The organism is Variovorax sp. Soil_C_39 (assembly GCF_057656815.1).
In genome coordinates this window covers 325,074-348,793 of sequence record NZ_JBDGJQ010000003.1, presented here as the reverse complement: position 1 = coordinate 348,793, position 23,720 = coordinate 325,074, and the positions used below count along the sequence as shown (strand labels likewise).

Genomic DNA, 23,720 nt, shown 5'->3' with positions numbered 1-23,720 from the left:
GAACCGCGATTTTGGCGCATCGCCTTTTCAGCGCATGAAACGGCCGCCGTTGAGGTCGAGCGTGGCGCCTGTCATGAAGGCCGCTGCGGGCGACGCGAGATAGACCACCGCAGCCGCCACTTCTTCGGGCTCGCCGAAGCGGCCTACCGGAATGCCGGCCTGTAGTGCCTGTTGCCGCGCCGCATCGAGCGCGTCGAGCGCGGGGCTCCTGACCGCCGCGGGCGCGACGGCGTTGACTGTGACCCCGTGCGGCGCCAGTTCCGCGGCGAAGCTGCGTGTCAGCGCCAGCAGCGCCGCCTTGCTGGCCGCATAGTGCGCGCCCGTGGCCGCGCTGGGCTGCTGCCCCGCCATGGACGCGATGTTGACTATGCGCCCCTGCCCGCGCGCGCGCATGTGGCGCCCCGCGATGCGGCAGCCGAAGAAGCTGCCGCGCAGGTTGACCGCGAGCACCTCGTCCCACTCCTCGGGCGTGATGTCCCAGAGCGAGGTGAAGGCGGTGCGTGCGGCGTTGTTGACCAGCACGTCGACCGCGCCGAAGCGCGCGGCGGCCGCATCGAAGCAGCGCGAGAACGCCGCCTCGTCGCGCACGTCGAGCTGCATGGCCACGCAGTCGGCGCCTGTGCCGCGCAAGCGCGCGGCCGCGCGTTCGGCGCCATCGCCATCGATGTCCGCGAGCACGGTGCGCGCGCCCGCCTCGGCCAGCCCGCGCGCGATGGCCTCGCCCAGCCCCTGCGCCGCACCCGTGACGAAGGCGGCGCGGCCGGCGAGCACGGGCGATGCGGCCATCAGGCCGCCTTTGCGGCAGGCCGCGACGCCGGCCCGCGGTCCCAGGTGCCGGCGGTCACGCCGCGTTCGCGCAGCTTGAACTTCTGCACCTTGCCGTTCTCCGTGCGCGGAAGGTCGGGCAGCAGGTCGATGTAGCGGGGCACCGCGAAGTACGGCAGCCGGCTTTCGCAGAAGCGCACCAGCGCGGCCGGCTCGATGTGCTCGCCCTCGCGCGCAACGAGCGCGGCCATCACCTCGTCTTCGGCAAGTTCCGAGCGCACCGGATAGACCGCGCAGGCCGCCACGCCGGGATGGCTCAGCAGCACCTGCTCGACCTCGAACGACGAGATGTTCTCGCCGCGGCGGCGGATCGCGTCCTTGATGCGGTCGACAAAACGGAACGCCCCATCGGCATCGCGCACCACGCGGTCGCCGGTGTGGAACCAGAGGTTGCGCCAGGCCTCGACCGTCTTCTCGGGCATCTGGAAGTAGCCGCTCGCGAAGGCATGGGGTTCGTCCGAACGCAGCAGCAATTCGCCGGCTTCGCCGATCGGAAGTTCCACGTCGCCCTCGTCGGCCACGCGCGCCTGGAAGCCCGGACGCAGCCAGCCCATGACGCCGCCGCGCGGTGAATCCGGCGCGGTGGCGATCGCAAAGTTGGTTTCGGTCGAGCCGTAGCCCTCGAGCAGCTTCACGCCGGTGCGCGCCAAAAAGGCCTGTGCGGCCGTCGCGGGCACGCCCGGCCCGAGCCCGATGCGCACGCGGTGGCCGCGTTCGCCTTGGCCCTCGGGCTGCGCGAGCAGGATGGGCACCATCGCGCCGAGCAGGTAAACCACGGTCGCCCGGTTGTCGCGCATCGCGGGCCAGAAGCCCGACGCCGAGAAGCGTGTCTCGAACACCGCCTCGGCGCCGGTCAGCGCGGCCTGCGCGAAGGTGTTGAGCGCATTGATGTGGAACAGCGGCAGCGTGGTGCACAGCACATCGTCCGCACCGACGCCGATCACCTCGGCACTGTTCACGCCCCACCAGAAATACTGCGCATGCGGGCAGACCACGCCCTTGGCGGGGCCGGTGGTGCCCGAGGTGTAGAGGATGGCGAGCGGATCGCCGGGCAGAACGTCTGCGGGTGGCAGCGAAGGCCCCTCCAGCGGATAGCGGCTCACGCGCACGCCTGCCGGCGCTGTCCACGCAGCGCCAGCCTCGCCAACCACCCACACCGCTTGCAGCGACGTGCGCGCGAGGTCGGCCGTCGCCAGCCGTTCGAGGAATCCGGCCTCGATCACCAGCAGCTTCGCCTGGCTGTTGGCGAGGAAGTATTCGAGCTGCGGCCCCATCGACGCGCTGTTGACCGGCACCACCGCCGCGCCGAGCCAGCCGGCGCCGAGAAAGACCTCGAGAAACTCGATGCGGTTGCCGCACATCACGGCGATGCGGTCGCCGCGCGCCACGCCGGCCGCGGCCAGGGCGCCGGCGCGCACCGCGGCCGCCGCCGCCGCATCGCCGTGCGTCCACTGCCGCCCCGCGATGCGCACCAGCGGACGCCCCGCGAAGCGCTCGGCCTGCCGCTGCAGCATCGCCGGCAGCATGCGCTGGCCGGGCGGCAGCGCGCGCACCTCACTCGTCATCGTGCGTGCCTCCGCCGAGGTAGGTGGCCTGCACGCGCGGGTCGCCCGCCAGTTCGGCCGAGGCGCCCGACAGCGCGATCTCGCCGGTCTCGAGCACGTAGCCGTGGTCGGAGGTCTCGAGTGCCGCGCGCGCGTTCTGCTCGACCAGCAGGATCGAGACGCCGTCGTCGCGCAGCTTGCGCACGATCGACAGGATGTCGCGCACGATGAGCGGTGCCAGCCCGAGGCTCGGCTCGTCGAGCATCAACAGCCGCGGGGCCGACATCAGCGCCCGCCCGACCGCGAGCATCTGCCGCTCGCCGCCCGAGAGCGTGTCGGCGCGCTGCGCGCGGCGCTCGGCCAGGCGCGGGAACCGGTCGTACACCGATTGCAAGCGCTTCTTCATCGCGTCGCCGCGCAGCCGCTTGGCATAGGCGCCGAGCTGCAGGTTGTCGAGCACCGTCAGCTCGCCGAACAGCTCGCGCTTCTCGGGCACGAGGCACAGGCCGCGCTCCACGCGCGATTCGACGTCGAGGCCCTGCAGGTCCTCGCCCTCGAAGCGCAGCGTTCCCTTGCAGGGCAGCAGGCCCATCGCCGCCGCGAGCAGCGTGGTCTTGCCCGCGCCATTCGGGCCGATCACCGAGATGATCTGGCCCGGCTGCAGGTCGAGCGACACGCCGCGCACCGCCTCGACCTGCCCGTACGACACGTGCAGATCGCCGATCTCGAGCATGGCGGTCATACAACGCTCCCCAGATAAGCCGCCTGCACGCGTTCGTCGGCGCGCACCGCCGACGGCACGCCCTCGACGAGCTTGGAGCCGAAATTCATCACCACCAGCCGGTCCACGAGTTTCATCACGAAGTCCATGTCATGTTCGACGATCAGGATCGTCACGCCCTCCTCGCGCAGCTTGCGCAGCAGGTCGCCGAGCGCCATCTTTTCCTTGCGGCGCAGGCCCGCCGCGGGCTCGTCGAGCACCAGCAGCACCGGGTCGGCCGCGAGCGCACGTGCGATCTCGAGGATGCGCTGCGTGCCCAGCGGCAGGCTGCCCGCGAGTTCGTCCGCGCGGTCGCCCAGGCCGATGCGGTCGAGCTGGCGCTGTGCCTCCTGCAGGATCTGCCGCTCCTCGGCGCGGTCGAGCCGCAGGCCCGCCCTGAGGACACCCGAGCGCGTGCGCGAATGCGCACCCAGCGCCACGTTGTCGAGCAGGCTCATGTGGGGGCGCAGCTTGACGTGCTGGAAGGTGCGCGCCAGCCCGAGCCGCGCGACCTGCCGCTGCGGCATGCCCGCGATGTCGCGCCCGAGAAAGCGCACCTCGCCCGCGCTCATCGGCAAGGTGCAGGTCAGCAGGTTGAACATGGTCGACTTGCCGGCGCCGTTGGGCCCGATGAGGCCGACGATCTCGCCCGCATTGACCTCGAAGCTCACGTCGTTGACCGCCACGAGGCCGCCGAAGCGCCTGACCGCGCCCTTGACCGACAGCACCTGCGTGCCGCGCGCGGGCAACTGCCGGTGTGCGAGCGGCGCCACTTCAGGCCCTTCGTAGCGCGAAGCCCCCGAGGTACCGCCATGCCGCCGCGTCCAGCGTCGCAGCAGCCCCATCAGCCCGCCGCGCGCAAAGTGCAGCAGCAGGATGAAGAGCGTCGCGAAGGCCACCGCTTCCAGCTGGCCCGCGCGCTGCGTGAGCATGGGCAGCACGTCCTGCAGCCCGTTCTTGAGCACCAGCACCAGCGCCGCACCCACCAGCGCGCCCGACAGGTGGCCCAGGCCGCCCGCCACCGCCATCAGCAGGTATTCGATGCTCACCCGAACGTCGAACGGCGACGGGCTCACGAAGCGGTTCATGTGCGCATAGAGCCAACCCGCCAGGCCCGCGAAGAGCGCGGCCGTGACGAACAGCGTGAGGCGCACGCGGTAAGCGTCGGCGCCCACGCTCGCAAGCAGCGTGGCGCCGCCGCGCAGTCCGCGGATGGCGCGGCCCGGGCGCGACTGCAGCAGGTTGTGGCTGAACAGGCAGGCCAGCCCGACGATCGCCCAGATCAGGTAGTACATCGCGCGCGGATCGGCGAGCGACCAGCCCGCGACATGCAGCGGCGGAATGTTCGACAGCCCCGTGTGGCGCCCGAGCGCATCGACGTTGCCGAACAGCATTGCGATCGACAGGCCCCAGGCGATGGTGCTGAGCGGCAGGAAGTGTCCGCCGAGCCGCAGCGTGAGCATGCCGATCGCCAACGCCGAGACGCCGGTCAACAGCAGCGCGAAGAAAAGGCCGATCCACGGCGACAGGCCCTGCGTGGTCGTGAGCCATGCCGTCGCATAGGCTGCGATGCCCACGAAGGCGGCCTGTCCGAACGACGTGGCGCCGCCCACGCCGGTGAGCAGCACCAGGCCCAGCGCCACCAGGGCGCCGATGCCGATGTCGTTGAAGAGCGAGACCGTGAAGCTGCCCGCCAGCGCCGGCAGCAGTGCCAGCACGACGACCACTCCGGCGATCAACGCCATGCGTTTGCGGTTCGCGTTCATCATTGCTCCACCTCGTCTTCTTCCTCTTCGCTGTGGACCGCCAGGAACGATCGCAGCATGAGCACGGGTATCAGCAGGCTGAAGACGATCACGTCCTTCAGCGCCCCGCTCCAGAACGACGCGAAGCTCTCGACCACGCCGACCGCCAGCGCGCCGAGCGCCGTGATCGGGTAGCTCACCAGACCGCCAATGATCGCGGCCACGAAGGCCTTCAGTCCGATGATGAAGCCCGAGTCGTAGTACATCGTGGTCACCGGCGCGATCAACACGCCGATGAGGCCGGCGAGCAGCGACGCGCAGCCGTAGGCCAGCAACGCGGTGCGCACCGGCCGGATGCCGACCAGCCGCGCGCCCACGCGGTTGACCGCGGTCGCGCGCAGGGCCTTGCCGGCCACCGTGCGTTCGAAGACTAGAAAGAACAACCCGCTGAGCACGATCGCGGCGCCCACCATCAGCACCACCTGGCCGCTGACGGTGAAACCGTCGCCCAGCGTGAACACCGCACTCGTGAGCGGCGTGGTGCGCGAGCCCTCGGGTCCGAAGAACAGCAGGCCCAGGCCCGAGAGCAGGAAGTGCAGCGCGAGCGACACGATCAGCAGCACCAGCACCGAGGCGTCGGCAATCGGCTGGAACACCACCCGCGCGAGCAGCGGCGCCATCGGCACCACCAGCAGCACGGCCACGGCAATGTGCACGGCCACGGGCACGCCGGGCCGCGCCGCGAGCCATGCGAGCACGCAGGGCACCGCAGGCAGCACGCCCCACATCAGCACCGCCTTCGGAATGCGCGCAGCCTCACCGCGGCGCACCAGGCTGCCGATCTCGGTGGCAAGCGCCAGCGCCGCGAGCACCGCCACCATGCCGATGGTCGGCGGCACGCGGCCGGTCTCGAAGGCCGCGAGCGACAGCGCGGCAAAGGCCGCGAGGTCGCCGAACGGCACGAACACCACGCGGGTGACGGAAAAAATCAGCACCAGCCCGAGGCCGGCGAGCAGATAGACGGCACCGTTGGCGAGGCCATCGGTGACGAGGATCAATGCCACGTCCCATGTCATGAGGAAACTCCCTGCAGGATCGTTGTTGTCCGGATCGTTCGCGCGCGTGTACTCAAGGTGCGAGCTTCCATTGGCCGTTGTCGAGCTTGACGATCACGCGCGCGCGTTCGTCCACGCCGTAGAGGCTGCCGGGCTTGAAGGTGTAGACGCCGTGGGTGCCCACCACTTCCTTGGTGCTGAAGATCGCATCGCGCAGCGCCACCCGGAACTCGGCCGTGCCCGGCTCTGCCTTCTTCATGGCGCGCGCGGCGGCATCGGCGAACACCAGCCAGCCGTCGAACGAGTAGGCCGAGAAGGCATCGTTGGTGGCGGCGTTGTTGACCTTCTGGAACACGGCACGGAAGTCGGTCGCGATCTTCTTGGTCGGATGGCTCTCGGGCAATTGCTCGGCCACGATCACAGGCCCCGTGGGCATCAGCGCGTTCTGCCCGGCCGCGCCGACCACGCGCACGAAGTCGGGGTTGATCAGCCCATGCTGGCCGTACACGCCGCCCTTGAAGCCGCGCTCCTGCAGCGCCAGGAAAGGCAGTGCGCCCGGCGTGCCCGCGCCGCCGGTCATCACCGCGTCGGGGCGCAGCGCCACGATCTTGAGCACCTGCCCGGTGACCGATGCGTCGGCGCGCGCATAGCGCTCGTTGCTCACCACCTTGATGCCGGCCGCGGGCGCGGCTTTCATCATGGCGTTGTAGACCAGGTCGCCCCAGGCGTCGGAGAAGCCGATGTAGCCCACGGTCTTGACGTTGTTGCGCTTCATGCGCTCGATCACCGCATCGATCATGAGCTGCGTGGGCTGTGCCACGGTCATCACCCATTCGTTGTCGGCCGGATCCAGCAGGATGGGTGTCAAGCCGATCATCGGCGTCTTCGCGCCCTTGCCGACCTGCGCCATCGCGATGGCGGCCGGCACGCCCGAGGTGCCCATGAGCACGTCGACCTTTTCCTCCTCGATCAGCTTGCGCGCATTGCGTCCGGCCGTGGTGGGGTCGGAGCCGTCGTCGAGCACGATGAGCTGGATCTTGCGGCCCTCGACCTCGCCTTTGTAGGCCAGCGCGGCCTGCATGCCCTTGGCATAGGGCACGCCGAGCGAGGAGTTGGGCCCCGAGAGCGAGACGCTCAGCCCCACTTTGAGATCGGCCGCGATGGCGCCCGCCATGCCGCAGGCGGTCAGCGCCGCGGCGAGGGCGCCGCGCGTCAAGGTCAACATCAGGCTCTTCATGTCTTGGCTCCGGTGAGGGAAGGTGGATGAAACGAACGGGAGGAAACTCAGATGAACAACTGGATCGCGGGCAATGCGCGCGCACAGTCGAGCAGGTCGACGCGCTTCTCGCGCAGGGCCCAACCCGAGGGCGTGCACACCAGGTGATGGCGCGCCGTGCCGCTCAGCAGCACCTGCGCGTCGCCACGCGCCTCGACGTAGAGGAACGGTGTGCGAAGGCGCACCTCACCCTGCGACTCGGTCTCGATGCGCGACGGCTGCAGCACATGCTGGCTGCGGCTCGGCGGATGCTGCGAATGGGCCCGCGGGTTGCCCAGCCGGTCCACGCGCAGCTGCAGCAACAGCCGGTCTTCGTAGGCCAGCGAGTTGTGCGAGAACGGGTCGGCCTGCGCCGCGCCGAGCAGCGGCACCCAGTAGTGGCCGTCGTCGGTGAAGAGCGCCAGCCACTCGGCGAAGCGCCGTTCGTCGAGCAGCGCCGCCTCGTGCGCGGCGAAATCGCGCGGGTCGCCGTTCATGCCGAGGCCTCCATGCCCGCCACCATGGCCTGGGCCCAGGCGCGGAACTGGTTGCGCATGAGCAGCTCGTTGGTGCCGTTGGTGGTGAGCGTAGTCTGCGCACGCTCGGCGGGGTCGTAGTTCCGGTGCAGGCTCACCCAGTCGTTGCCCTCGGCGCGCAGGCCGCGCTGGATGCTCTCGAACAGGTGCACGTCGTCGTGCGCGACCACCGACATCGGCGAGAACACGAGCCGGTTGTAGCTCATCGCGCGTTCGAAAAGAAGCTCGGGCGCACCGGCCGCGCGAAAGCTCCAGGCCTCGACGAGCGTGCGGTCCGCTGCCAGCGGCCGGATCACGCGGATGGCCTGCGGCGAGCCCTTGACCGACAGGCTCGGGTACAGCACCGAGTTCTGCGGCGAGCGCTGCAGGATCTCGGTGGCGCGCGCCTCGCCGTGCGCGGCGCGCATCGCGGCCTCGTAGTCGGGCAGCTGCGCGTAGTTGGAATGGATGCTGAAGTTGACGCCGAGCATGCTGTGGCCGTTGGCGAACACCCGGCCGCCCATGTCGTCGAAGAACGCATAGCCCGCGCCGAACGGCAGGATCTGCTCCATCGCCATCGGCTTGGGATCGGTGGGCGCATGGCCTTCCCACAGCGCCTCGGCCGCCTGCGTGGCGGACTCGTGGGTCGACATCGGGTGCACCGTGTCGTTGATGTTCTCGAGGTAGATCTTCCAGTTGCAGTGCACGATGTTGCGCAGCACGCCGCCGCCCACCGTGAGCCTGCCTTCGGGCGAGCGGTCGACCATGTTGTCGATCGCGCCGAGCACCTCGCCGAAGTAGTCCTCGAAGCCAGGTCCCGTGTCGGCGAGCCGCACGAAGACGAAGTCGCGGTACACCTTCACATGCTTCACCGGCGCCATGCCCTGCCCCGATTCGCAGGCTTTGAGCCGTGTGCCTTCGTAGCCCTGCTTGAGCGGCATGCCGAGCGGCGCGCCGTCGAGCTTGTAGGTCCACGCGTGGTAGGGGCAGCGAAAGAAGCGCCCGGCGTTGCCGCATTCGTCGGTGACCAGCTGCGTGCCCTTGTGGGCGCAGCGGTTGTAGAGCACGCGCAGGTCGCCGTCGGGCTGGCGCACCATCACGAGCGGCCGGCCGGCGATCTCCGCGGCCACGAAGTCGCCGGCCTCCGGCACCTGGCTCGCATGGCCGAGGAAGACCCAGCTGTTGGCGAACAGGTGCGCCTGCTCGAGCGCGAAGATCTCCTCGCTCAGGTACAGGTCGCGGTGCACGCAGTCGTCCTGCACGAGCGCGGCAATGCGCTCGGGGTGGTCGCGGTAGGCGGATGTCATCGGCGCGGGCCTTGGGTCGTCCGGGGTCGCGTCAGGGCACCAGCTTCCACTGGCCCTTCTGCATCTGCACCACGACCACGCCGCGCTGGTCGGATCCGTAGCGGTCGTCGGGCTTGAAGGTGTAGATGCCGTGGGTGCCCACGAGCTCCTTGGTCGCGACGATGGCATCGCGCAGCGCCGTGCGGTACTGCGGCGTGCCCGGCTCGCCCTTGGTGCGCGAAGCCGCGTCGGCGAGCAGCAGGTAGGCATCGTAGGTGTAGGACGAGAAGGCATCGGTCGGCACGGCGCCATGGGCCTTCTGGTAGGCCGCGCGGAAGCTCATCGCCACCTTCTTGATGGGGTTGCTGTCGGGCAGCTGGTCGGCCACCAGCACCGGGCCGCTGGGCACCTGCAGGCCTTCGATGGAGGCACCGCCCACGCGCACGAAGTCGGCGTTGATGAGGCCGTGCGTGCCGTAGATCTTTCCTTTGTAGCCGCGCTCGGCAAGCGCAAGGTACGGCAGCGCCCCGGGCGTGCCGGAGTTGCCTGCGAACACGGCGTCGGGCCGCTTGGCGACGATCTTGAGCACCTGGCCCGCGACCGAAGAATCGCTGCGCGCATAGCGTTCGTTGCCCACCACCTGGATGCCGGCCTTCTCGGCGCTCTTCACGAGCGAGTCGTAGGCCAGGTCGCCGAGCGCATCGGAAAAGCCGATGAAGGCCACGGTCTTGACGCCCGACTTCTTCATGCGGTCGACGACGCCCGCGACCATGAGCGGGAACGGCTGCGAGACGGTGACGGTCCACGCGCCTTCGGGGCCTGCGATGGTGACGGGCGTGGGTGAGATCAGCGGCGTGTTGAGCTCGCGCGCCACCGCCGCGATGGCCATGGCGCCGGGCACGCCCGACGTGCCGATGAGCACGTCGACCTTGTCCTCGGTCACGAGCTTGCGCGCGTTGCGCCCGGCGGTGGTCGGATCGGAAGCGTCGTCGAGCACGATCAGCTCGACCTTGCGCCCGGCGATCTGCGGGTGCTCGGCGATGGCCGCGCGAATGCCCTTCTCGTACGGCACGCCGAGCGCGGCGACGGGGCCCGAGAGCGAGCTGATGAAGCCGATCTTGAGGTCGGCGGCGATGGCCTGCGTGGCGGCCAGCGCCACGGCAGTGAGGCCGAGGATGCGGATCAGGTGATGTTTTTTCATTGTCTTGGCTTCCATCAGGGAACGAGCTTCCACTGCCCCTTCTCGAGCCTCACGACGACGCGCGAGCGCTCGTCGGCGCCATAGCGATCGGTGGGCTTGAAGTTGTAGACCGCGTGCGTGCCCACGAGCTCCTTGGTGCTCACGATGGCATCACGCAGCGCCAGGCGGAACTGCGGCGTGCCGGGCTCGGCCTTGGTGGCGAGGGCGCGCTCGGCCGCATCGAGGTACAGCAGCCAGGCATCGAAGGTGTAGGCCGAGAAGGCATCGGTCGGCGGCGCGCCGTTGGCCTTCTGGTAGGCCGCGCGAAAGTCGAGCGACACCTTGCGGATCGGGTTGGACTCGGGCAGCTGCTCGGCCACGATCACCGGGCCGGTGGGCGCCAGCAGGCCTTCGACCGCGTTGCCGCCGACGCGCACGAAATCAGGGTTGATGAGTGCGTGCATGCCGTAGATCTGGCCCTTGTAGCCGCGGTCGGCGAGCGCAAGGTACGGCAGCGCGCCGGGCGTGCCCGAAGTGCCGGTAATCACCGCGTCGGGGCGCAGCGCCACGATCTTGAGCACCTGGCCCGTGACCGACGAATCGGCGCGCGCATAGCGCTCGTTCGAGACCACCTTGATGCCCGCCGGGGCTGCGCTCTTCTGCAGCGCGTCGTACACCAGGTCGCCCCAGGCGTCGGAAAAGCCGATGTAGCCGACCGTCTTGACGCCCGACTTCTTCATGCGCTCAATCACCGCGCTCACCATCAACGGCGCGGGCTGCGGCAGCGTGACCATCCACGCGCCCTCCTCGCCCGGCAGGTTGGCATTGGCAATGGAGATGAGCGGCGTCTTCGTCTCGCGCGCCACGCCGGCAATGGCCAGCGCACCGGGCGAGCCGGCGGTGCCGATGATCACGTCGACCTTGTCCTCGTCGATCATCTTGCGCGCATTGCGCGCGGCGGTCGACGGATCGGACGCATCGTCGAGCTGCACCAGCTGGACCTTGCGGCCGCCCACTTCCGACTTGTAGGCCAGGGCCGCCTTCATGCCCTTCTCGTAGGGAATGCCGAGCGACGACACCGGCCCCGACAGCGAGGTGATGAAACCGACCTTGAGATCGGCCGCCCATGCGCCCGCGGCGGTGACGAGGGCGCCGAGGCCCACGGCGATGCCCGCGAGGGCTCGGAATCGGTTCGGAACTGTCATGGCAATGCTCCCGGTGGGATGGTGGTGAATGAAGGCTTGGAATGAATGAATGAGCGACGGGTTCAGAGCGCCAGGCTGCCGACGCTGGTGCCGCCGCAGACGTAGAGCACCTGGCCCGTGACGAAACTGTTGTCGGCGTCGGCAAAGAAACGCACGGCGCGTGCCACGTCGGCCGATTCGCCGAGGCGCTTGACCGGCACCGAGGCCGCGAGCGCGCGCTCCTTCTCGCTGCCGGCCTCGACCACGTCGTAGAACATGTCGGTGCGGATGGGGCCGGGCGCGACCACGTTCACCGTGATGCCGTCGGCCGCCAGCTCGAGCGCCCAGGTGCGCGCCATGCCCAGCATGCCGGCCTTGGTGGCGGAGTAGCTGGTGCGCGTGGCCAGGCCGAGCGCCGCGCGCGAAGAGAGCAGCACGATGCGGCCGAACTTCTGTGCGCGCATCGCGGGCAGCGCGCCCTGCACGAGCTGGATCGCCGCGCCCAGGTGCAGGTCGACCAGCGCATCGAGGTCGTCGAGCTTCACTTCGGACAGCAAAGCCGCGCGGATCACGCCGGCGTTGTGCACCAGGGTGGTCGGCGAGAAACGCGCAACCAGCTCGCGCACCGCCTCGCCGGTGGCCGCGCGGTCGCTCAGATCGACCTCGATGCTGCGGAGATTCGGGTGCGCGATGTCGGCCTTGCGGCGCGCGAGCGACACCACCTCGTAGCCCTGCGCCAGCAGGTCTTCGCAGATCGCGCGCCCGATGCCGGCGCTGCCGCCGGTGACGGCTGCGACCTTGCCCGGTGCCGTCATGCCTGCGCTCCCACCAGCGCGAGCACGCGCAGCGGGCTGCCGCTGCCCTTCTCGATCTTCAGCGGCGGGCAGATCAGCACCGCGCCGGCCGGCGGCAGCAGGTCGAGGTTGGCAAGGCACTGCAGGCCGTAGCGCCCCGCGCCATGCATGTAGTAATGGCACGGGTACGGCGGGCGCAGGTGGTAGCCCTGCCCCGCATCGGTGCCGATGGCTTCCGAGCCGAAGCCCAGCACGTCGCGCTGCTCCACCAGGAAGCGCACCGCCTCCGTACTCGGGCCGGGCGTGTGCTGGCCGGTCTCGTCGAAGTTCTGGTAGGCCGCTGGATCGCTGCGCTTGGACCAGTCGGTGCGCATCAGCACCCAGGCGCCCTTCGGGATGCGGCCGTGCGCGGCTTCGTAGCGCTCGATGTCGGCCACGCTCAGCAGGTAGTCGTCGTTGGCCTGCACGTCGGCCGAGCAGTCGATCACGCAGGCCGGTGCCACGAAGTTCTGCACCGGGATGGTGTCGACCGAGTTGTTCGGCAGGTCGCGCCCCGAGATCCAGTGGATCGGCGCATCGAAGTGCGTGCCGGTGTGCTCGCCGCACGAGAAGTTGTTCCAGTACCAGGCCGGGCCGCGCTCGTCGTACTTGGACACTTCCTCGATGCGGAACGGCCAGCACTGGCCCATCTCGGGCGGCAGCGCGATCTGCGGGAACTCGGGCGTGAGCGTCTGCGTGAGGTCGATCACGCGGATGCGGCCGCTGGCCATGGCGGTCACGAGGCCGCCGAGGACTTCGGCGGCGGAGATCAGTTCGGTGGTCGTGGTCATTCGTGTGGCTCCTGTTCTCAACCGCCGGCCGCGAGTTCGCGTTCCAGCACCTTCGGGTTGTCCCGCCAGCGTTCCAGCCACTCCTGCGCCACGTCGCCGGGGTACACGTCTTCCACCCCGTCGCGCAGCGCCTTGACGATGGCATTGGCGAGCGTGGCGGGCGCGAGCTTGGGCGGCGGCATGTGCTGGTTCCATTCGTCGTCGATCGGCCCGGGAAACACGTTGATCACGCGGATGCCGGCCGGGCGCATCTCGGCGCGCAGGCACTGCGCGAGCGAATGCGCGGCGGCCTTCGAGGCGCTGAAGGTGCCGTGCGGCGGGAAGTTGCTGAGCGCGTAGATCGACAGCAGGTTGACCCAGGCGGTCGCGCCGGTCGCGCCGTCGGCCGAGCGTCCCTTGAGCGCCGGGCCGAACTCCTGCGCGAGGCGCAGCAGGCCGAAGTAGTTGATGTCCATCTCGGCCCTGGCCACGTCGGTGCCGCGGCGCGTGCCGATGCCGAAGGTGCGGTGCAGCTCGGCGTTGTTGATCACGATGTCGACCTTGCCGCCGATGGCACCCGCGACCTCGGTCACCTGGCGTCCATTCGTCAGGTCCAAGGGCACCAGCGTGACCTGCGGCAGGGCCGAGATGTCGTCCAGCCCATCGCCGAGCTTCTTCCAGGGCTCGGCATGACCGACCCAGACGATGTCGGCGCCGGCCTTCACCAGTGCGCGCACCAGCGCCTGGCCCACTTCGGTCTTGCCGTCGGTCACCAGCGCCTTGCGGAATTTTGGGTCGCTGGTCATTTCGCGCAGCATCTTGTCGTCGGCCATATGGGGACTCCCTTCGTTCGGAAAAGCAATGAGGACGGCCTGGCCGGCGCGGTCGAGCCGGGCGCCGACACGCACCTTCTGCGGCGCCTCGCCGACCTCGCCGTGCAGGTGGACCATGAGCGTCGGCCCGGCATCGAGGTGCACCAGCCCGAGCCGCCACGGCAGCCGCTCGCGGAAGAACAGGTCGTTGCTGTGGTGCAGCGTGGTGCTGCCGAGCAGTTCGCCCTCGCCGCTCTGTTCGCGCCAGCGCAGAGAAGCCGACAGGCACTTGTGGCAGACCTCGCGCGGCGGGTACTGCACCGTGCCGCAGTCGTCACAGGTCTGCAACTCGAAGCGGCCTTCGGCGGCGGCCGCCGTGAGGCCGAGCGCCACGCGGCCGCGTGCGCCGGGCGGCAGGTTCATCTGCCGGGTGCGCAGCACCGGGTTCTTGCGCGGTGGGCGCATCAGGGGCATGGTCATGCCGATCTCCCCAGGATGACCGCGCCCGTACAGAGGCAGCGGTCGTAGGTCACCATACCGAAGCCGGCGACGAGGCCCAGTTGCGCGTCGGGCACTGCGCGCGCTCCGGCTTGATCGGTCAGTTGCCGGATCGCCTCGACCATGCCGAGGAAGCCGCCCGCCGCACCCGCCTGCCCGGCCGAGAGTTGCCCGCCGCTCGTGTTGTTGGGAAAGCTGCCATCGAAGGTCATGGTGTTGGCCTGCACGAAGGCCGAGCCCTCGCCCTTCTCGCAGAAGCCCAGGTCCTCGAACTGCATCATGACGATCACCGGATAGTCGTCGTAGGTCTGCACGAAGTCGAGCGCGGCGGGCTGCACGCCGGCCTGCGCGTAGAGGTCGTCGCGGTCCATGCGCCAGCCGCCCTGCACCATCACCGGGTCTTCGGCATAGGCGTTGTGGCGTTCGATGGCGCCGCGGATCACCACGTGGGCCAGGCCGAGGTCGCGCGCACGTTCCTCGCTCATCACCAGGAACGCGTCGGCGCCCGCGCAGGGCATCACGCAGTCGAACAGGTGGATCGGGTCGGAGATCGGCCGTGCCGCCATGTACTCGTCGAGCGTCAGCGCCTTCTTGAACATCGCGTTCGGGTTGCCGAGCGCGTTGGTGCGCTGGTCGACGCAGATGCGGCCGAAGTCCTCGCGCTTCACGCCATAGGTGCGCATGTAGTTGGCGGTGATGAAGGCGAAGATCGAGTTCGGCCCGCCCGAGCCGTACGGATAGCTCGCGTCGCGCGCAAAGTTGCTGAAGCTGCCGAGCGTCTGGCGGAACGAGTCGACATGGTTGGTGTCGGCACCCACGCAGGCGACGATGTCGGCATCGCCCGCCTGCACGGCGCGCGCAGCACGCCGCAGGCACATCACGCCCGAGGCGCCGCCCGTGGGCACATGGTCGAGCCAGCGCGGCGACATGCCCAGATGCTGCGTGACGCCCACGGCCGTGTCGGGCGCGAGCGAGAAGCTGCTGAGGCAGAGGCCGTCGATTTCTTCCTTGGCAACGCCGCTGGCCTTGACGAGGGCCTCGACGGCCTGGCCGACGAACCAGTGCGCGGTGCGCGTGGAATAGCGCACGTAGGGCACGGTGACGGGCACCGCGACCGCGACGCCTTCGTAGGAGAGCCGGTTGCGCTTCATGCCGGTTGCCTCTTCTTCATCGGCCGGGTGTCGATGCAGTGGCCCTGCCCCGGCAGCGACTGCGCCATCTCTCGCAGCTGCCCGCGCTGGATCTTCTGCGAGGGCGTGAGCGGCAGCGCCTCGACGAATGCGACGTAGCCCGGGGCCTTGTAGTAGGCGAGCTGCGCGAGCGCGTGCTCGACGATGCTGGCCGCAACCTGCGCGCGCTGCGCCGCATCGCCGGCGCCTTCGCGCAGCACGATGCAGGCCAGCACTTCGTCGCCGCGCACCGTATCGGGCGTGGCGGCCACGGCCGAGGCCTTCACGGCCGGATGCTGGTTGAGCACGCTTTCGACCTCGACGGCCGAGATGTTCTCGCCGCTGCGGCGGATCACGTTCTTCTTGCGGTCGACGAAGAAGAAGTTGCCTTCGGCGTCGCGGCGCACCAGGTCGCCGGTGTGAAACCAGCCATCGGCCCAAGCTTCGCTCGTCGCGTCCTCGTCCTTCAGGTAGCCCGAGAAGAAATAGCGCCTCGGGTCGGCGCCGGCCGAGCGCACGAGCAGCTCGCCCGGCGCATCGGTGCCCACCTCGCTGCCGTCGTCGCCCACGAGGCGGATCTCGACGAAGTCTTCCTGCCGGCCGAAGCAGCTGGTGCCCACGCGCCGCGGCTCGCGGTTGGCCATGATGCAGGCGGCCGCGCCGGTCTCGGTCATGGCCCAGGCCTCGACCAGCGGAAAGCCGAAGCGTTCCTCGAACGGCGCGTGGTTCTTGCGGTCGACACCGGCGCCGAAACCCCAGCGGATCGCATGCTCGCGGTCGGCCGCCGAGGGCGGCGCCGACAGCAGCATCGCGGGCATCACGCCGAGGTAATGCGCGATGGTCGCGCCGCTTTCGCGTGCGCTCGCGAGCCAGCTCTTCGGATGGAAGCGGTCGAGCTGCACCAGGCAGCCGCCTGCGACCAGCACCACCATGGTGGAGAAGGCCATCGCGTTCATGTGGTTGAGCGGCAGCGGCGTGATGACGCGCTCCGCATCGCGCCGGATGCTGCACACGCCGTCGAGCGCCGCGTACCACTGGCCCGCGCGCAGGAAGTAGGCATTGCCGAGGATGCAGCCCTTGGGCCGACCGGTGGTGCCCGAGGTGTAGAGCAGGCCGCATTCGGTGGCCTCGCCGATGGGCTCGCCGGCGCGCGGGGCGGGCGTCTTTGCGCGCGGTACGGCATCGTCCGGGCCCATGGTCTCGCAGGCCATGCCGGCCTGTGCCGCCGCGGCGCGCAGGTCGTTCGCGCGTTCGGGCAGCGTGACCGCGAGAGCAATCTCGCTGTGGCCGATCAGGTAGGTAAGTTCGGCCGAACGCATGTCGGCGTTGATCGGCACCACGCTCACGCCCAGCGCATTGAGCGCGAACCAGTGGAAGAGGAATGCGGGCCGGTTCTCCAGCAGCAGGCCGACGCGGTGGCCGTGGCCGTACCCCGCCTGTGCATAGGCCGTGCGCAGGCGCTCGACCTCGGCCGCAGCATCGCCCCAGCGGATGGCGCCGGCCGCGATGCCGTAGGCCGCCGCGGTCACCGATTCGGTGAACAGGAATTCGGCCTCGGGCGTGCGCCGCGCGGTGGCCGTGAAGACCTCGTGGACAGTGCGCTGTTGTTGCATCGCGTCCCTAGATGAAAAGCTGCACGGCCGGCAGCGCCGCGTCGCAGTTGAGGAGGTTCACGCGCTTCAGCGTCATGCGCAGCGCGCCGTCGTGCACGGTGAGGTGGTGAAAGAAGGTGCCCACGTAAAACTGCAGCTCGTCGCCCTGCGCTTCGGTGTAGTGGAATGCGGTGCGGACCACGAAGCGGTTGCCCTCGGCATCGAGGGTTTCGACCACCGGCACCTGCAGCAGGTGGTGGCAGCGGCTCGGCGGCTGCTGCGAGAACGCACGCGGGCTCTTGAGGCGCTCGATGCGCAGCTCGCGCAGCAGCTTGTCCTCATACAGGTGCGAGGTGTGGTTGAGGCCGTCTTCCTGGTCGGGCACGAGCGGCACCCAGTAGAAGGCGTCGTCGGTGAAGAGCGCGTTCCACTCCTCGTAGCGGCGCGTGTCGAGCAGATGCACTTCGTTCACCACGAAGTCGATCAGGTCCTGGCGGGTGACTTCGGTCGGCGTCATCACATCGTCTCCGTCATGCGTTGGAGCCAGCTGCGGTACTGGTTGCGCATCGGCAGCTCGTTGGTGCCGCCGGTGGTTATCTCGCCGCCCTCGAGTTCGGCCGGGTCGTAGTCGCGGTGCAGGCTCACCCATTCGTTGCCGCTCGCATGCAGGCCGGCCTGCATGCCGCGGTAGGCCTGCAGGTCGTCGTGCCCGACCACCGAGAACGGCGAGTTGATGAGCCGGTTGTACATGGTGGTGCGCTGCAGCAGCTCGGGCGGCGCGCCCTTGAGGCGGAAGGTCCAGCTTTCCACGAGCGTCCTGTCGGCCGAGATCGGCTTGACCACGCGGATCGCCTGGATCGCACCCTTGATCGTGAGGTTCGGGTAGTAAACCGTGTTGTGCCGCGCCATGCCCAGGATCTGCGCGGTCTTCTCTTCGCCGTAGCGCGCCTTCATGGCGTCGTCGTAGGCGGGAATGGCCTTGTACTTGCTGTGGATGCTGAAGTGCACGCCCGTGAAGCTGTGGCCGTGGTCGTAGGTGCGAATGCCCATGTCCTCGAAGAACTTGTAGTCGGACATGAAGGGCACGAACTGCTCCACCGCCATGGGCTTGGGCTCGTCCTCGGGCTTGTCGGCCCACATGCGCTTGGCCGTGCCGGCCGACGATTCGTGCGCCACCATCGGATGCATGGTGTCGTTGAGGTTCTCGACGAACATCTTCCAGTTGCACTGGTGCATGAAGCGCAGGCAGCCGCCCGCGATTTCGAGCTCGCCTTCGGGCGAGCGGTCGGCCATGTTGTCGATGGAGCTCAGCGAATCGCCGAAGTATTCTTCGAAGTCCGGCCCCGCATCGTTGATCTTCACGAAGATGAAGCCGCGGTGGCTGCGCACGTGCTTCACGGGCGTGAGGCCCTTGCCCGATTCGCATTCGTGCAGCTGCGTGTTCTCGTAGCCGGTCTTGAGCGGAATCGCGAGCGGCGAACCGTCGGTCTTGAAGGTCCAGGCGTGGTACGGGCAACGGAAGAACTTGCCGGTGTTGCCGCACGGGCCGCTCACGAGCCGCGAGCCCTTGTGGGCGCAGCGGTTCATCACCACGCGCACCGTGCCGTCGGAGTGGCGCACCACGATCAGCGGGCGGCCCGCGATCTCGTTGCTGATCCAGTCGCCGGGCTTGGGCAGCTGGCTCTCGTGGCCGACGTAGTTCCAGGTGTTGGCGAAGAAGTGTTCCTGCTCGAGCTCGAACAGTTCCTGGCTGATGTACAGGTCGCGGTGCACGCGGTCGGGCTTGACCAGCGCGCGGATCGCATCGGGGTTGTCGCGGTAGGAGGTCATCGGGGGCGGCTCCTTGTCGTTCACATGTCGAGCACCAGGCGCGCACCCTTGGCGCGCGAGATGCAGATCTGCATGACGTTGCCCTCGGCCTTCTCGCGGGCCGTGAGCACGTAGTCGCGGTGGTCGATCTCGCCTTCGATCACGGGCACCGCGCACACGCCGCATTCGCCGCGCTTGCAATCGAACATCGGGTCGCAGCCGTGGTCGATGAGGCAGTCGAGGATGCTCTGGTCGGCCGGCACGGTGAAGCGCTGGCCCGACTGCGCGAGCTCGACCTCGAACGGCTGGTCGCCTTCCTCGGCGACCGGCTCGGTGAAGAGTTCGAAGTGCACGCGGTCGTGTTCCCAGCCGCGCGCCTGGGTCCGCGCGAGCACGGCATCGAGCATGACCTTGGGGCCGCAGACATAGAGGCGGTCGCCGGCAGGCACGCTGTCGAGCAATGCGTCGATGTCGAGTGGCGCGCCGGCCTCGGCGTCGGCATGCACGCGCAGGTCGTCACCGAGCAGCGCCTGCAGTTCGGGCAGGAAGGCCATGAGTTCGCGGCTGCGGCCGGCGTAGTGCAGGCGCACCGGCGCGGCTTCGGCGCGGCGGCGCGCGGCCATGCTGGCGAGCGGCGTCACGCCGATGCCGCCCGCCACGAGCACCGTGCCGCCGGGGCCGGTGTGCAGCGGGAAGTCGTTCTTCGGCGCCTCGACGGCGAGCGTGTCGCCCTCGTTGAGCCGCTCGTGCATGAAGCGCGATCCGCCGCGGCCATCGGCCTCCTTGCGGACGGCGATCACGTAGTCGGTCGGCGCATTCGTGGCATTGCGCGCGGTGTCGAAATTGATGAGCGAGTAGTGACGCCAGTCGGTCTGGCCCTCGGCGAGCGAGACCTGCACGCGGATGTGCGCGCCGGCCGCGAAGCCGGGCAAAGCGCGGCCGTCGTCGGCGCGCAGGCGCAGCAGGCGGATCAACGGATTGAGCTGGCGCGCTTCGGCGACGCGAAGCTGGAGCGTGGCGGTGGGTGCGGTCATCGTGGTCGTCTCTTCAGGCCATGGCATGCCGCGCCAGCGCGGCCTGCAGCTTGTCGCCGTGTTCGTCGGCCAGCGCCGCGTCGCGCCACTCGCGCAGCGTGGCCGGTGCAAGCGCCGTGCCCGCGCGCTCCACGGCGCGCATCACGGTGTCGTAGTTGCGGATGCCGCGCTCGTGCGTGTCGCTGTAGCCCTTGACGAGGCGTTGGCACTGGGCCAGTTCGACCGCCAACTCGGGGTTGCGTGCGGCGATGCCGGCGATGCGCGCGAGCCATTCCTCGATGCGGCGGTTCTCCTCGGCATAGCGCATCGTGGAACGGCGCCAGCGCTTCATCGCGGCCACGGTGCGCAGCATCAGGTAGCCGTGCAGCGAGCTGGTGCGGATCACGCGGCCATGCTGGGTAAAGCGCTCGACGAGCTTCTTCGGCAGCGTCGAACCCATGAGCCAGCGGCCGAGCCCGCCGGGCAGCGTCTCGCAGATTTCCTGCAGCCGCGGATGCATGTATTCGTTGATGGCGAGCACCTGGCCAGGCTGCACGCGCGCCTCGCCGCGCACGCGCTCGAAGCGGGTGGCCCGGGTCTTGAGTGCGGCGACGCGCGCGGTGTCTTCGTACGACATCCAGAGCGCAAGGTGCCGCGCGGTCTCGCGCAGCAGCCGGTACGAGCCGGCGCCGGGCAGCGCCGCCACTTCGGCCATGCGGTCGAGGTAGAGCCCCGCATAGTCCGGATCCTGGTAGTCGATGAGGCGGCGCACGCCTTCGAACAGCAGGTCTTGCGCATCGGGCGGAAAGTTGCGCTGCACGCGCTCGACGAGCGCGCGCACCGCGGGGTGGCGCGGTTGCGGCGCGGGCGTGGCGATGGGCGCCTGCGGCACGGGCTCGCCATCGTCGCCGTCCTGCGCACGCGCGAACGCTGCGCCGAAGGCCTTCAGGCTCGGCTTCACGCCCACGCCGCCGCGCTCGATGGTGGCCTCGAACTGGGCGCGGCTGAACGGCAGCACGCCAGATCCCGCGAGCGCGCCGAAGAGCACGGCGCTGATCACGCTGCCCGCGGCCTCGGCCGCCTGCGCCATGTCGAAGCGGATGAAGCGCTTGGCCGCTCGGCCCGCATGCGCGAGCAGCTGGTCGCTGTCGACGCGGCCATCGCCGAGCGCGCTCTTCTCGGCGATCGAGAACACGCGGTGGGTGGAGGCGATCAGCGTGGTGCGATCGCCCGTGACCAGCCCGCGCTGCACCGCGCGGCCGGCCTCCATGAGTTCGGAGGCCAGCACCACGTCGACGTCGCCGGGCAGCGGCATCAGCGCGAGCACAGGGCGCCCGCCATCGACCTCGGCCTGCGCCACCGGGTACAGCTCGACGTAGTAGATGGTGGCGCCCGTGCGCTGGGCGACGCCCGGCACCGAGGTGGTTTGCGCGTGATAGCCGTTGGCCTCGCCCATGTCGACGATCCAGTCGGCCAGCACGCCGCCGCCCTCGCCGCCCATGGCGAGGATCGCGATCTTGATCGGTTGCGCCTTGTTCGTCATGGCTGCTTCAGAAGGCATAGGTGTCGCGCCGGCGCGCCTCGCCGCGCTGCAGCCAGCCGATCACGGCAGAACGCACGCGATCACGCAGGCGGTCCCAACGCGTGGGGTTGCTCACGATCTGCGCCTTGTAGAACGAGGGGCACAGCACGGCGGCATGCGAGACCTCGCCGCAGACGCCGCAGCCCACGCAGCTGTCGAGCACGGTGGCCACCGGGTCGGTGCGCAGCGGATCGGGGTTGGGCTTGATCGACAGCGACGGGCAGCCCGACAGGCGGATGCACGAATGGTCGCCGGTGCAGGTGTCGGAATCGACGCCGAACTTCTCGCGCACCATGCGCTGGCCGTCGGCAATGGCCTTGCGCACCAGCGGCTTCTCGCGGCGCTGCTTGTTGAGCATGCACTCCGACTGCGCGATCAGGACCTTGGGGCCCTTCTTCGTGGTGGTGAGCGCTTCTTTCAGCGCGTCGCGCATGCCCGCCACGTCGTAGGTGCGGCGCAGCGTCTTCACCCACTCCACGCCCACGCCGCGCACGGCGCGCTCGATCTCGTGGCCGGTGCTGCGCGTGCGGTTGACGGCGCTCGACGAGAGGATGTCCTGCCCGCCCGTGGCCGAGGTGTAGTTGTTGTCGACGATGATCGTGAGGTTGTCGCTCTTGTTGAAGACCGCGTTGGCCACGCCGCTCGTGAGGCCGTTGTGCCAGAAGCCGCCGTCGCCCATCATGGAGATCGCGCGCTTGCCCGCCGGTGCATTCAATGCCGCCGCACCGGCACCGCCCAGGCCGTAGCCCATGGTGGTGTTGCCGATGTTGAACGGCGGCAGGATCGAGAACAGGTGGCAGCCGATGTCCGCGCTCACGTGGTGCGCGCCGAGTTCGCGCTCGACCAGCTTCATCGCACTGAAGATCGGCCGCTCGGGGCAGCCGGTGCAGAAGCCCGGCGGACGCGCATGCACGACCTCGCCGAGCGCCATGGACGGCTCGGCCGGTTGGGGCGCCGCATCGACGCCGATGGCCGCCACTTCCTTGAGCGGAATCACCTTGCGCACCGGCGCGGGCACGGGCAGCGGCGCGAGCCGCTCATAGCGCTCGCAGAAGGTGCGTGCACCCTTGAGCAGTTCGGACGCGGTGTACTCGCCGGCCACCGGCAGCATGTCCTTGCCGTGCAGCACGGTGGTCGAGCCGGCCTGGCGCAGGATGGTCGCCAGGTTCTGCTCGACGAAGTTGGGCTGGCCCTCCTCGACGACCATCACCGCGCGCTTGCCTTCGCAGAAGCGGATCACCTCGCTCTCGATGACCGGGTAGGCCACGTTCATCACGTAGAGCGGCACCTCGGTGTTGCCGTAGACGTCGGCCAGGCCGAGCCGCTCGAGCGCGCGCAGCAGCGTGTTGTAGCTGCCGCCCTGCACGATGATGCCGATGTCGTCGGCGTCTTCCGAGAAGAACTCGTTGAGCTTGCGCTCCTCGATGAAGCGCACGGCGGCGGGCCAGCGGTCCTTCACCTTCTCCTGCTCGTGCACGAAGCTCGCGGGCGGCAGCACGATGCGGCCGACGTCGCGCTGCGGGTTCTCGAGCGCGTCTTTCAGCGTGAACTTGGCGCGCTTGTTGTCGCCCGCGATGAAATGCCCATGCACGTGGCAGGCACGGATGCGCAGCTGCAGCATCACGGGCGTGTTGCTCGCCTCGGAGAGATCGAAGCCGGTCTTCACCGCGTCGACGATGCTCGGCAGGTTGGGCCGCGGATCGAGCAGCCAGATCTGCGACTTCATCGCGAAGGCGTGGCTGCGCTCCTGCATGATCGACGAGCCCTCGCCGTAGTCCTCGCCGACGATGATGAGCGCGCCGCCGGTGACGCCGCCCGACGCGAGGTTGGCCAGCGCATCGGACGCCACGTTGGTGCCCACGGTGGCCTTGAAGGTGACGGCACCGCGCAGCGGGTAGTTGACCGAGGCCGCCAGCGTGGCCGCGGCCGTGGCCTCGCTCGCGCTGTTCTCGAAGCGGATGCCCTGCTCGGCAAGGATGTCCTGCGCATCGGCCAGTACGTCCATCAGGTGCGAGATCGGCGCACCCTGGTAGCCCGCGACGTAGGACACTCCCGATTCGAGCAGGGCCTTGGTGACGGCCAGGATGCCTTCACCGCGAAATACTTCGCCACCGGAAAGCCGCAGCTTCTTGACTTCTTCGACGAATGAACGCTCAGCCATGGGGTGTCCTTGTTCTCTCTCGTGGGACGATGCGCAAACGCTGCCACACCGTGCTTCCTATAATGTTGACAAATAAACGTATCCACAATCATGAATTACCCTAGACATGCAAACCGCGTGCCCGAGGCTCGT

20 protein-coding genes are annotated in these 23,720 nt (G+C 69.2%); all 20 read right to left on the bottom strand.

Features of this window, described 5'->3' with window-relative positions; genetic code table 11:
• Positions 1-27 precede the first annotated feature (27 nt).
• Positions 28-786 carry an SDR family NAD(P)-dependent oxidoreductase gene (locus tag AC3A6J_RS09630; RefSeq protein WP_487859705.1) on the bottom strand — a complete coding sequence of 253 codons (759 nt, stop codon included), beginning with the start codon at positions 784-786 and terminating at the stop codon, positions 28-30.
• Positions 786-2,390 (bottom strand): ATP-dependent acyl-CoA ligase, encoded by a 1,605-nt coding sequence (locus AC3A6J_RS09625; RefSeq protein ID WP_487859704.1) that lies wholly within the window; start codon positions 2,388-2,390, stop codon positions 786-788. The genes AC3A6J_RS09630 and AC3A6J_RS09625 overlap by 1 nt, the downstream gene beginning before the upstream one ends.
• The gene (locus AC3A6J_RS09620; RefSeq protein WP_487859703.1) at positions 2,380-3,111 is read right to left on the bottom strand and encodes an ABC transporter ATP-binding protein; all 732 of its coding nucleotides are present in this window, start codon (positions 3,109-3,111) and stop codon (positions 2,380-2,382) included. The genes AC3A6J_RS09625 and AC3A6J_RS09620 overlap by 11 nt, the downstream gene beginning before the upstream one ends.
• Positions 3,108-4,895: a branched-chain amino acid ABC transporter ATP-binding protein/permease gene (locus AC3A6J_RS09615; protein WP_487859702.1), complete on the bottom strand. Its 1,788-nt coding sequence runs from the start codon at positions 4,893-4,895 to the stop codon at positions 3,108-3,110. The genes AC3A6J_RS09620 and AC3A6J_RS09615 overlap by 4 nt, the downstream gene beginning before the upstream one ends.
• Entirely contained in the window at positions 4,895-5,950 is a 1,056-nt protein-coding gene (locus tag AC3A6J_RS09610; protein ID WP_487859701.1) for a branched-chain amino acid ABC transporter permease, read from the bottom strand. The genes AC3A6J_RS09615 and AC3A6J_RS09610 overlap by 1 nt, the downstream gene beginning before the upstream one ends.
• A 52-nt stretch (positions 5,951-6,002) precedes the next feature.
• Positions 6,003-7,166 carry an ABC transporter substrate-binding protein gene (locus tag AC3A6J_RS09605; RefSeq protein ID WP_487859700.1) on the bottom strand — a complete coding sequence of 388 codons (1,164 nt, stop codon included), beginning with the start codon at positions 7,164-7,166 and terminating at the stop codon, positions 6,003-6,005.
• A 47-nt stretch (positions 7,167-7,213) separates the two neighbouring features.
• Entirely contained in the window at positions 7,214-7,681 is a 468-nt protein-coding gene (locus tag AC3A6J_RS09600) for an aromatic-ring-hydroxylating dioxygenase subunit beta (protein ID WP_487859699.1), read from the bottom strand.
• Positions 7,678-9,006 carry an aromatic ring-hydroxylating dioxygenase subunit alpha gene (locus tag AC3A6J_RS09595; protein ID WP_487859698.1) on the bottom strand — a complete coding sequence of 443 codons (1,329 nt, stop codon included), beginning with the start codon at positions 9,004-9,006 and terminating at the stop codon, positions 7,678-7,680. The genes AC3A6J_RS09600 and AC3A6J_RS09595 overlap by 4 nt, the downstream gene beginning before the upstream one ends.
• 31 nt (positions 9,007-9,037) lie before the next feature.
• Entirely contained in the window at positions 9,038-10,186 is a 1,149-nt protein-coding gene (locus AC3A6J_RS09590) for an ABC transporter substrate-binding protein (RefSeq protein WP_487859697.1), read from the bottom strand.
• A 14-nt stretch (positions 10,187-10,200) separates the two neighbouring features.
• Positions 10,201-11,370, bottom strand: coding sequence for an ABC transporter substrate-binding protein (locus tag AC3A6J_RS09585; RefSeq protein WP_487859696.1), 1,170 nt, complete (start codon positions 11,368-11,370; stop codon positions 10,201-10,203).
• A gap of 62 nt (positions 11,371-11,432) precedes the next feature.
• Complete coding sequence (locus tag AC3A6J_RS09580) at positions 11,433-12,164, bottom strand: SDR family NAD(P)-dependent oxidoreductase (protein ID WP_487859695.1); 732 nt, start codon at positions 12,162-12,164, stop codon at positions 11,433-11,435.
• Positions 12,161-12,973 carry a cyclase family protein gene (locus AC3A6J_RS09575; RefSeq protein WP_487859694.1) on the bottom strand — a complete coding sequence of 271 codons (813 nt, stop codon included), beginning with the start codon at positions 12,971-12,973 and terminating at the stop codon, positions 12,161-12,163. The genes AC3A6J_RS09580 and AC3A6J_RS09575 overlap by 4 nt, the downstream gene beginning before the upstream one ends.
• A gap of 17 nt (positions 12,974-12,990) precedes the next feature.
• A complete protein-coding gene (locus AC3A6J_RS09570; RefSeq protein ID WP_487859693.1) occupies positions 12,991-14,244 on the bottom strand; it encodes an SDR family NAD(P)-dependent oxidoreductase in 1,254 nt (417 codons plus the stop codon).
• Positions 14,241-15,413 carry a thiolase family protein gene (locus AC3A6J_RS09565; RefSeq protein ID WP_487859692.1) on the bottom strand — a complete coding sequence of 391 codons (1,173 nt, stop codon included), beginning with the start codon at positions 15,411-15,413 and terminating at the stop codon, positions 14,241-14,243. The genes AC3A6J_RS09570 and AC3A6J_RS09565 overlap by 4 nt, the downstream gene beginning before the upstream one ends.
• Positions 15,410-17,044: an AMP-binding protein gene (locus AC3A6J_RS09560; RefSeq protein ID WP_487859691.1), complete on the bottom strand. Its 1,635-nt coding sequence runs from the start codon at positions 17,042-17,044 to the stop codon at positions 15,410-15,412. Before AC3A6J_RS09560 ends, AC3A6J_RS09565 begins: the two co-directional genes overlap by 4 nt.
• A gap of 7 nt (positions 17,045-17,051) precedes the next feature.
• Positions 17,052-17,540: an aromatic-ring-hydroxylating dioxygenase subunit beta gene (locus AC3A6J_RS09555; RefSeq protein ID WP_487859690.1), complete on the bottom strand. Its 489-nt coding sequence runs from the start codon at positions 17,538-17,540 to the stop codon at positions 17,052-17,054.
• A complete protein-coding gene (locus AC3A6J_RS09550) occupies positions 17,540-18,853 on the bottom strand; it encodes an aromatic ring-hydroxylating dioxygenase subunit alpha (protein ID WP_487859689.1) in 1,314 nt (437 codons plus the stop codon). Before AC3A6J_RS09550 ends, AC3A6J_RS09555 begins: the two co-directional genes overlap by 1 nt.
• Positions 18,854-18,873: 20 nt before the next feature.
• The gene (locus AC3A6J_RS09545; protein ID WP_487859688.1) at positions 18,874-19,866 is read right to left on the bottom strand and encodes a PDR/VanB family oxidoreductase; all 993 of its coding nucleotides are present in this window, start codon (positions 19,864-19,866) and stop codon (positions 18,874-18,876) included.
• 13 nt (positions 19,867-19,879) lie between these two features.
• Complete coding sequence (locus tag AC3A6J_RS09540) at positions 19,880-21,388, bottom strand: indolepyruvate oxidoreductase subunit beta family protein (RefSeq protein ID WP_487859687.1); 1,509 nt, start codon at positions 21,386-21,388, stop codon at positions 19,880-19,882.
• Positions 21,389-21,395: 7 nt separating this feature from the next.
• Positions 21,396-23,588, bottom strand: coding sequence for a thiamine pyrophosphate-dependent enzyme (locus AC3A6J_RS09535; protein ID WP_487859686.1), 2,193 nt, complete (start codon positions 23,586-23,588; stop codon positions 21,396-21,398).
• Between the last annotated feature and the right edge of the window lie 132 nt (positions 23,589-23,720).

Bases quoted from the DNA above. Each gene is read 5' to 3' on its own strand.
- AC3A6J_RS09575 (WP_487859694.1), bottom strand. From the start codon at position 12,973: ATGACCACGACCACCGAACTGATCTCCGCCGCCGAAGTCCTCGGCGGC.
- AC3A6J_RS09570 (WP_487859693.1), bottom strand. From the start codon at position 14,244: ATGACCATGCCCCTGATGCGCCCACCGCGCAAGAACCCGGTGCTGCGC.
- AC3A6J_RS09565 (WP_487859692.1), bottom strand. From the start codon at position 15,413: ATGAAGCGCAACCGGCTCTCCTACGAAGGCGTCGCGGTCGCGGTGCCC.
- AC3A6J_RS09535 (WP_487859686.1), bottom strand. From the start codon at position 23,588: ATGGCTGAGCGTTCATTCGTCGAAGAAGTCAAGAAGCTGCGGCTTTCC.
- AC3A6J_RS09605 (WP_487859700.1), bottom strand. From the start codon at position 7,166: ATGAAGAGCCTGATGTTGACCTTGACGCGCGGCGCCCTCGCCGCGGCG.
- AC3A6J_RS09600 (WP_487859699.1), bottom strand. From the start codon at position 7,681: ATGAACGGCGACCCGCGCGATTTCGCCGCGCACGAGGCGGCGCTGCTC.
- AC3A6J_RS09545 (WP_487859688.1), bottom strand. From the start codon at position 19,866: ATGACCGCACCCACCGCCACGCTCCAGCTTCGCGTCGCCGAAGCGCGC.
- AC3A6J_RS09555 (WP_487859690.1), bottom strand. From the start codon at position 17,540: ATGACGCCGACCGAAGTCACCCGCCAGGACCTGATCGACTTCGTGGTG.
- AC3A6J_RS09595 (WP_487859698.1), bottom strand. From the start codon at position 9,006: ATGACATCCGCCTACCGCGACCACCCCGAGCGCATTGCCGCGCTCGTG.
- AC3A6J_RS09590 (WP_487859697.1), bottom strand. From the start codon at position 10,186: ATGAAAAAACATCACCTGATCCGCATCCTCGGCCTCACTGCCGTGGCG.
- AC3A6J_RS09630 (WP_487859705.1), bottom strand. From the start codon at position 786: ATGGCCGCATCGCCCGTGCTCGCCGGCCGCGCCGCCTTCGTCACGGGT.
- AC3A6J_RS09625 (WP_487859704.1), bottom strand. From the start codon at position 2,390: ATGACGAGTGAGGTGCGCGCGCTGCCGCCCGGCCAGCGCATGCTGCCG.
- AC3A6J_RS09560 (WP_487859691.1), bottom strand. From the start codon at position 17,044: ATGCAACAACAGCGCACTGTCCACGAGGTCTTCACGGCCACCGCGCGG.
- AC3A6J_RS09610 (WP_487859701.1), bottom strand. From the start codon at position 5,950: ATGACATGGGACGTGGCATTGATCCTCGTCACCGATGGCCTCGCCAAC.
- AC3A6J_RS09615 (WP_487859702.1), bottom strand. From the start codon at position 4,895: ATGAACGCGAACCGCAAACGCATGGCGTTGATCGCCGGAGTGGTCGTC.
- AC3A6J_RS09540 (WP_487859687.1), bottom strand. From the start codon at position 21,388: ATGACGAACAAGGCGCAACCGATCAAGATCGCGATCCTCGCCATGGGC.
- AC3A6J_RS09580 (WP_487859695.1), bottom strand. From the start codon at position 12,164: ATGACGGCACCGGGCAAGGTCGCAGCCGTCACCGGCGGCAGCGCCGGC.
- AC3A6J_RS09550 (WP_487859689.1), bottom strand. From the start codon at position 18,853: ATGACCTCCTACCGCGACAACCCCGATGCGATCCGCGCGCTGGTCAAG.
- AC3A6J_RS09585 (WP_487859696.1), bottom strand. From the start codon at position 11,370: ATGACAGTTCCGAACCGATTCCGAGCCCTCGCGGGCATCGCCGTGGGC.
- AC3A6J_RS09620 (WP_487859703.1), bottom strand. From the start codon at position 3,111: ATGACCGCCATGCTCGAGATCGGCGATCTGCACGTGTCGTACGGGCAG.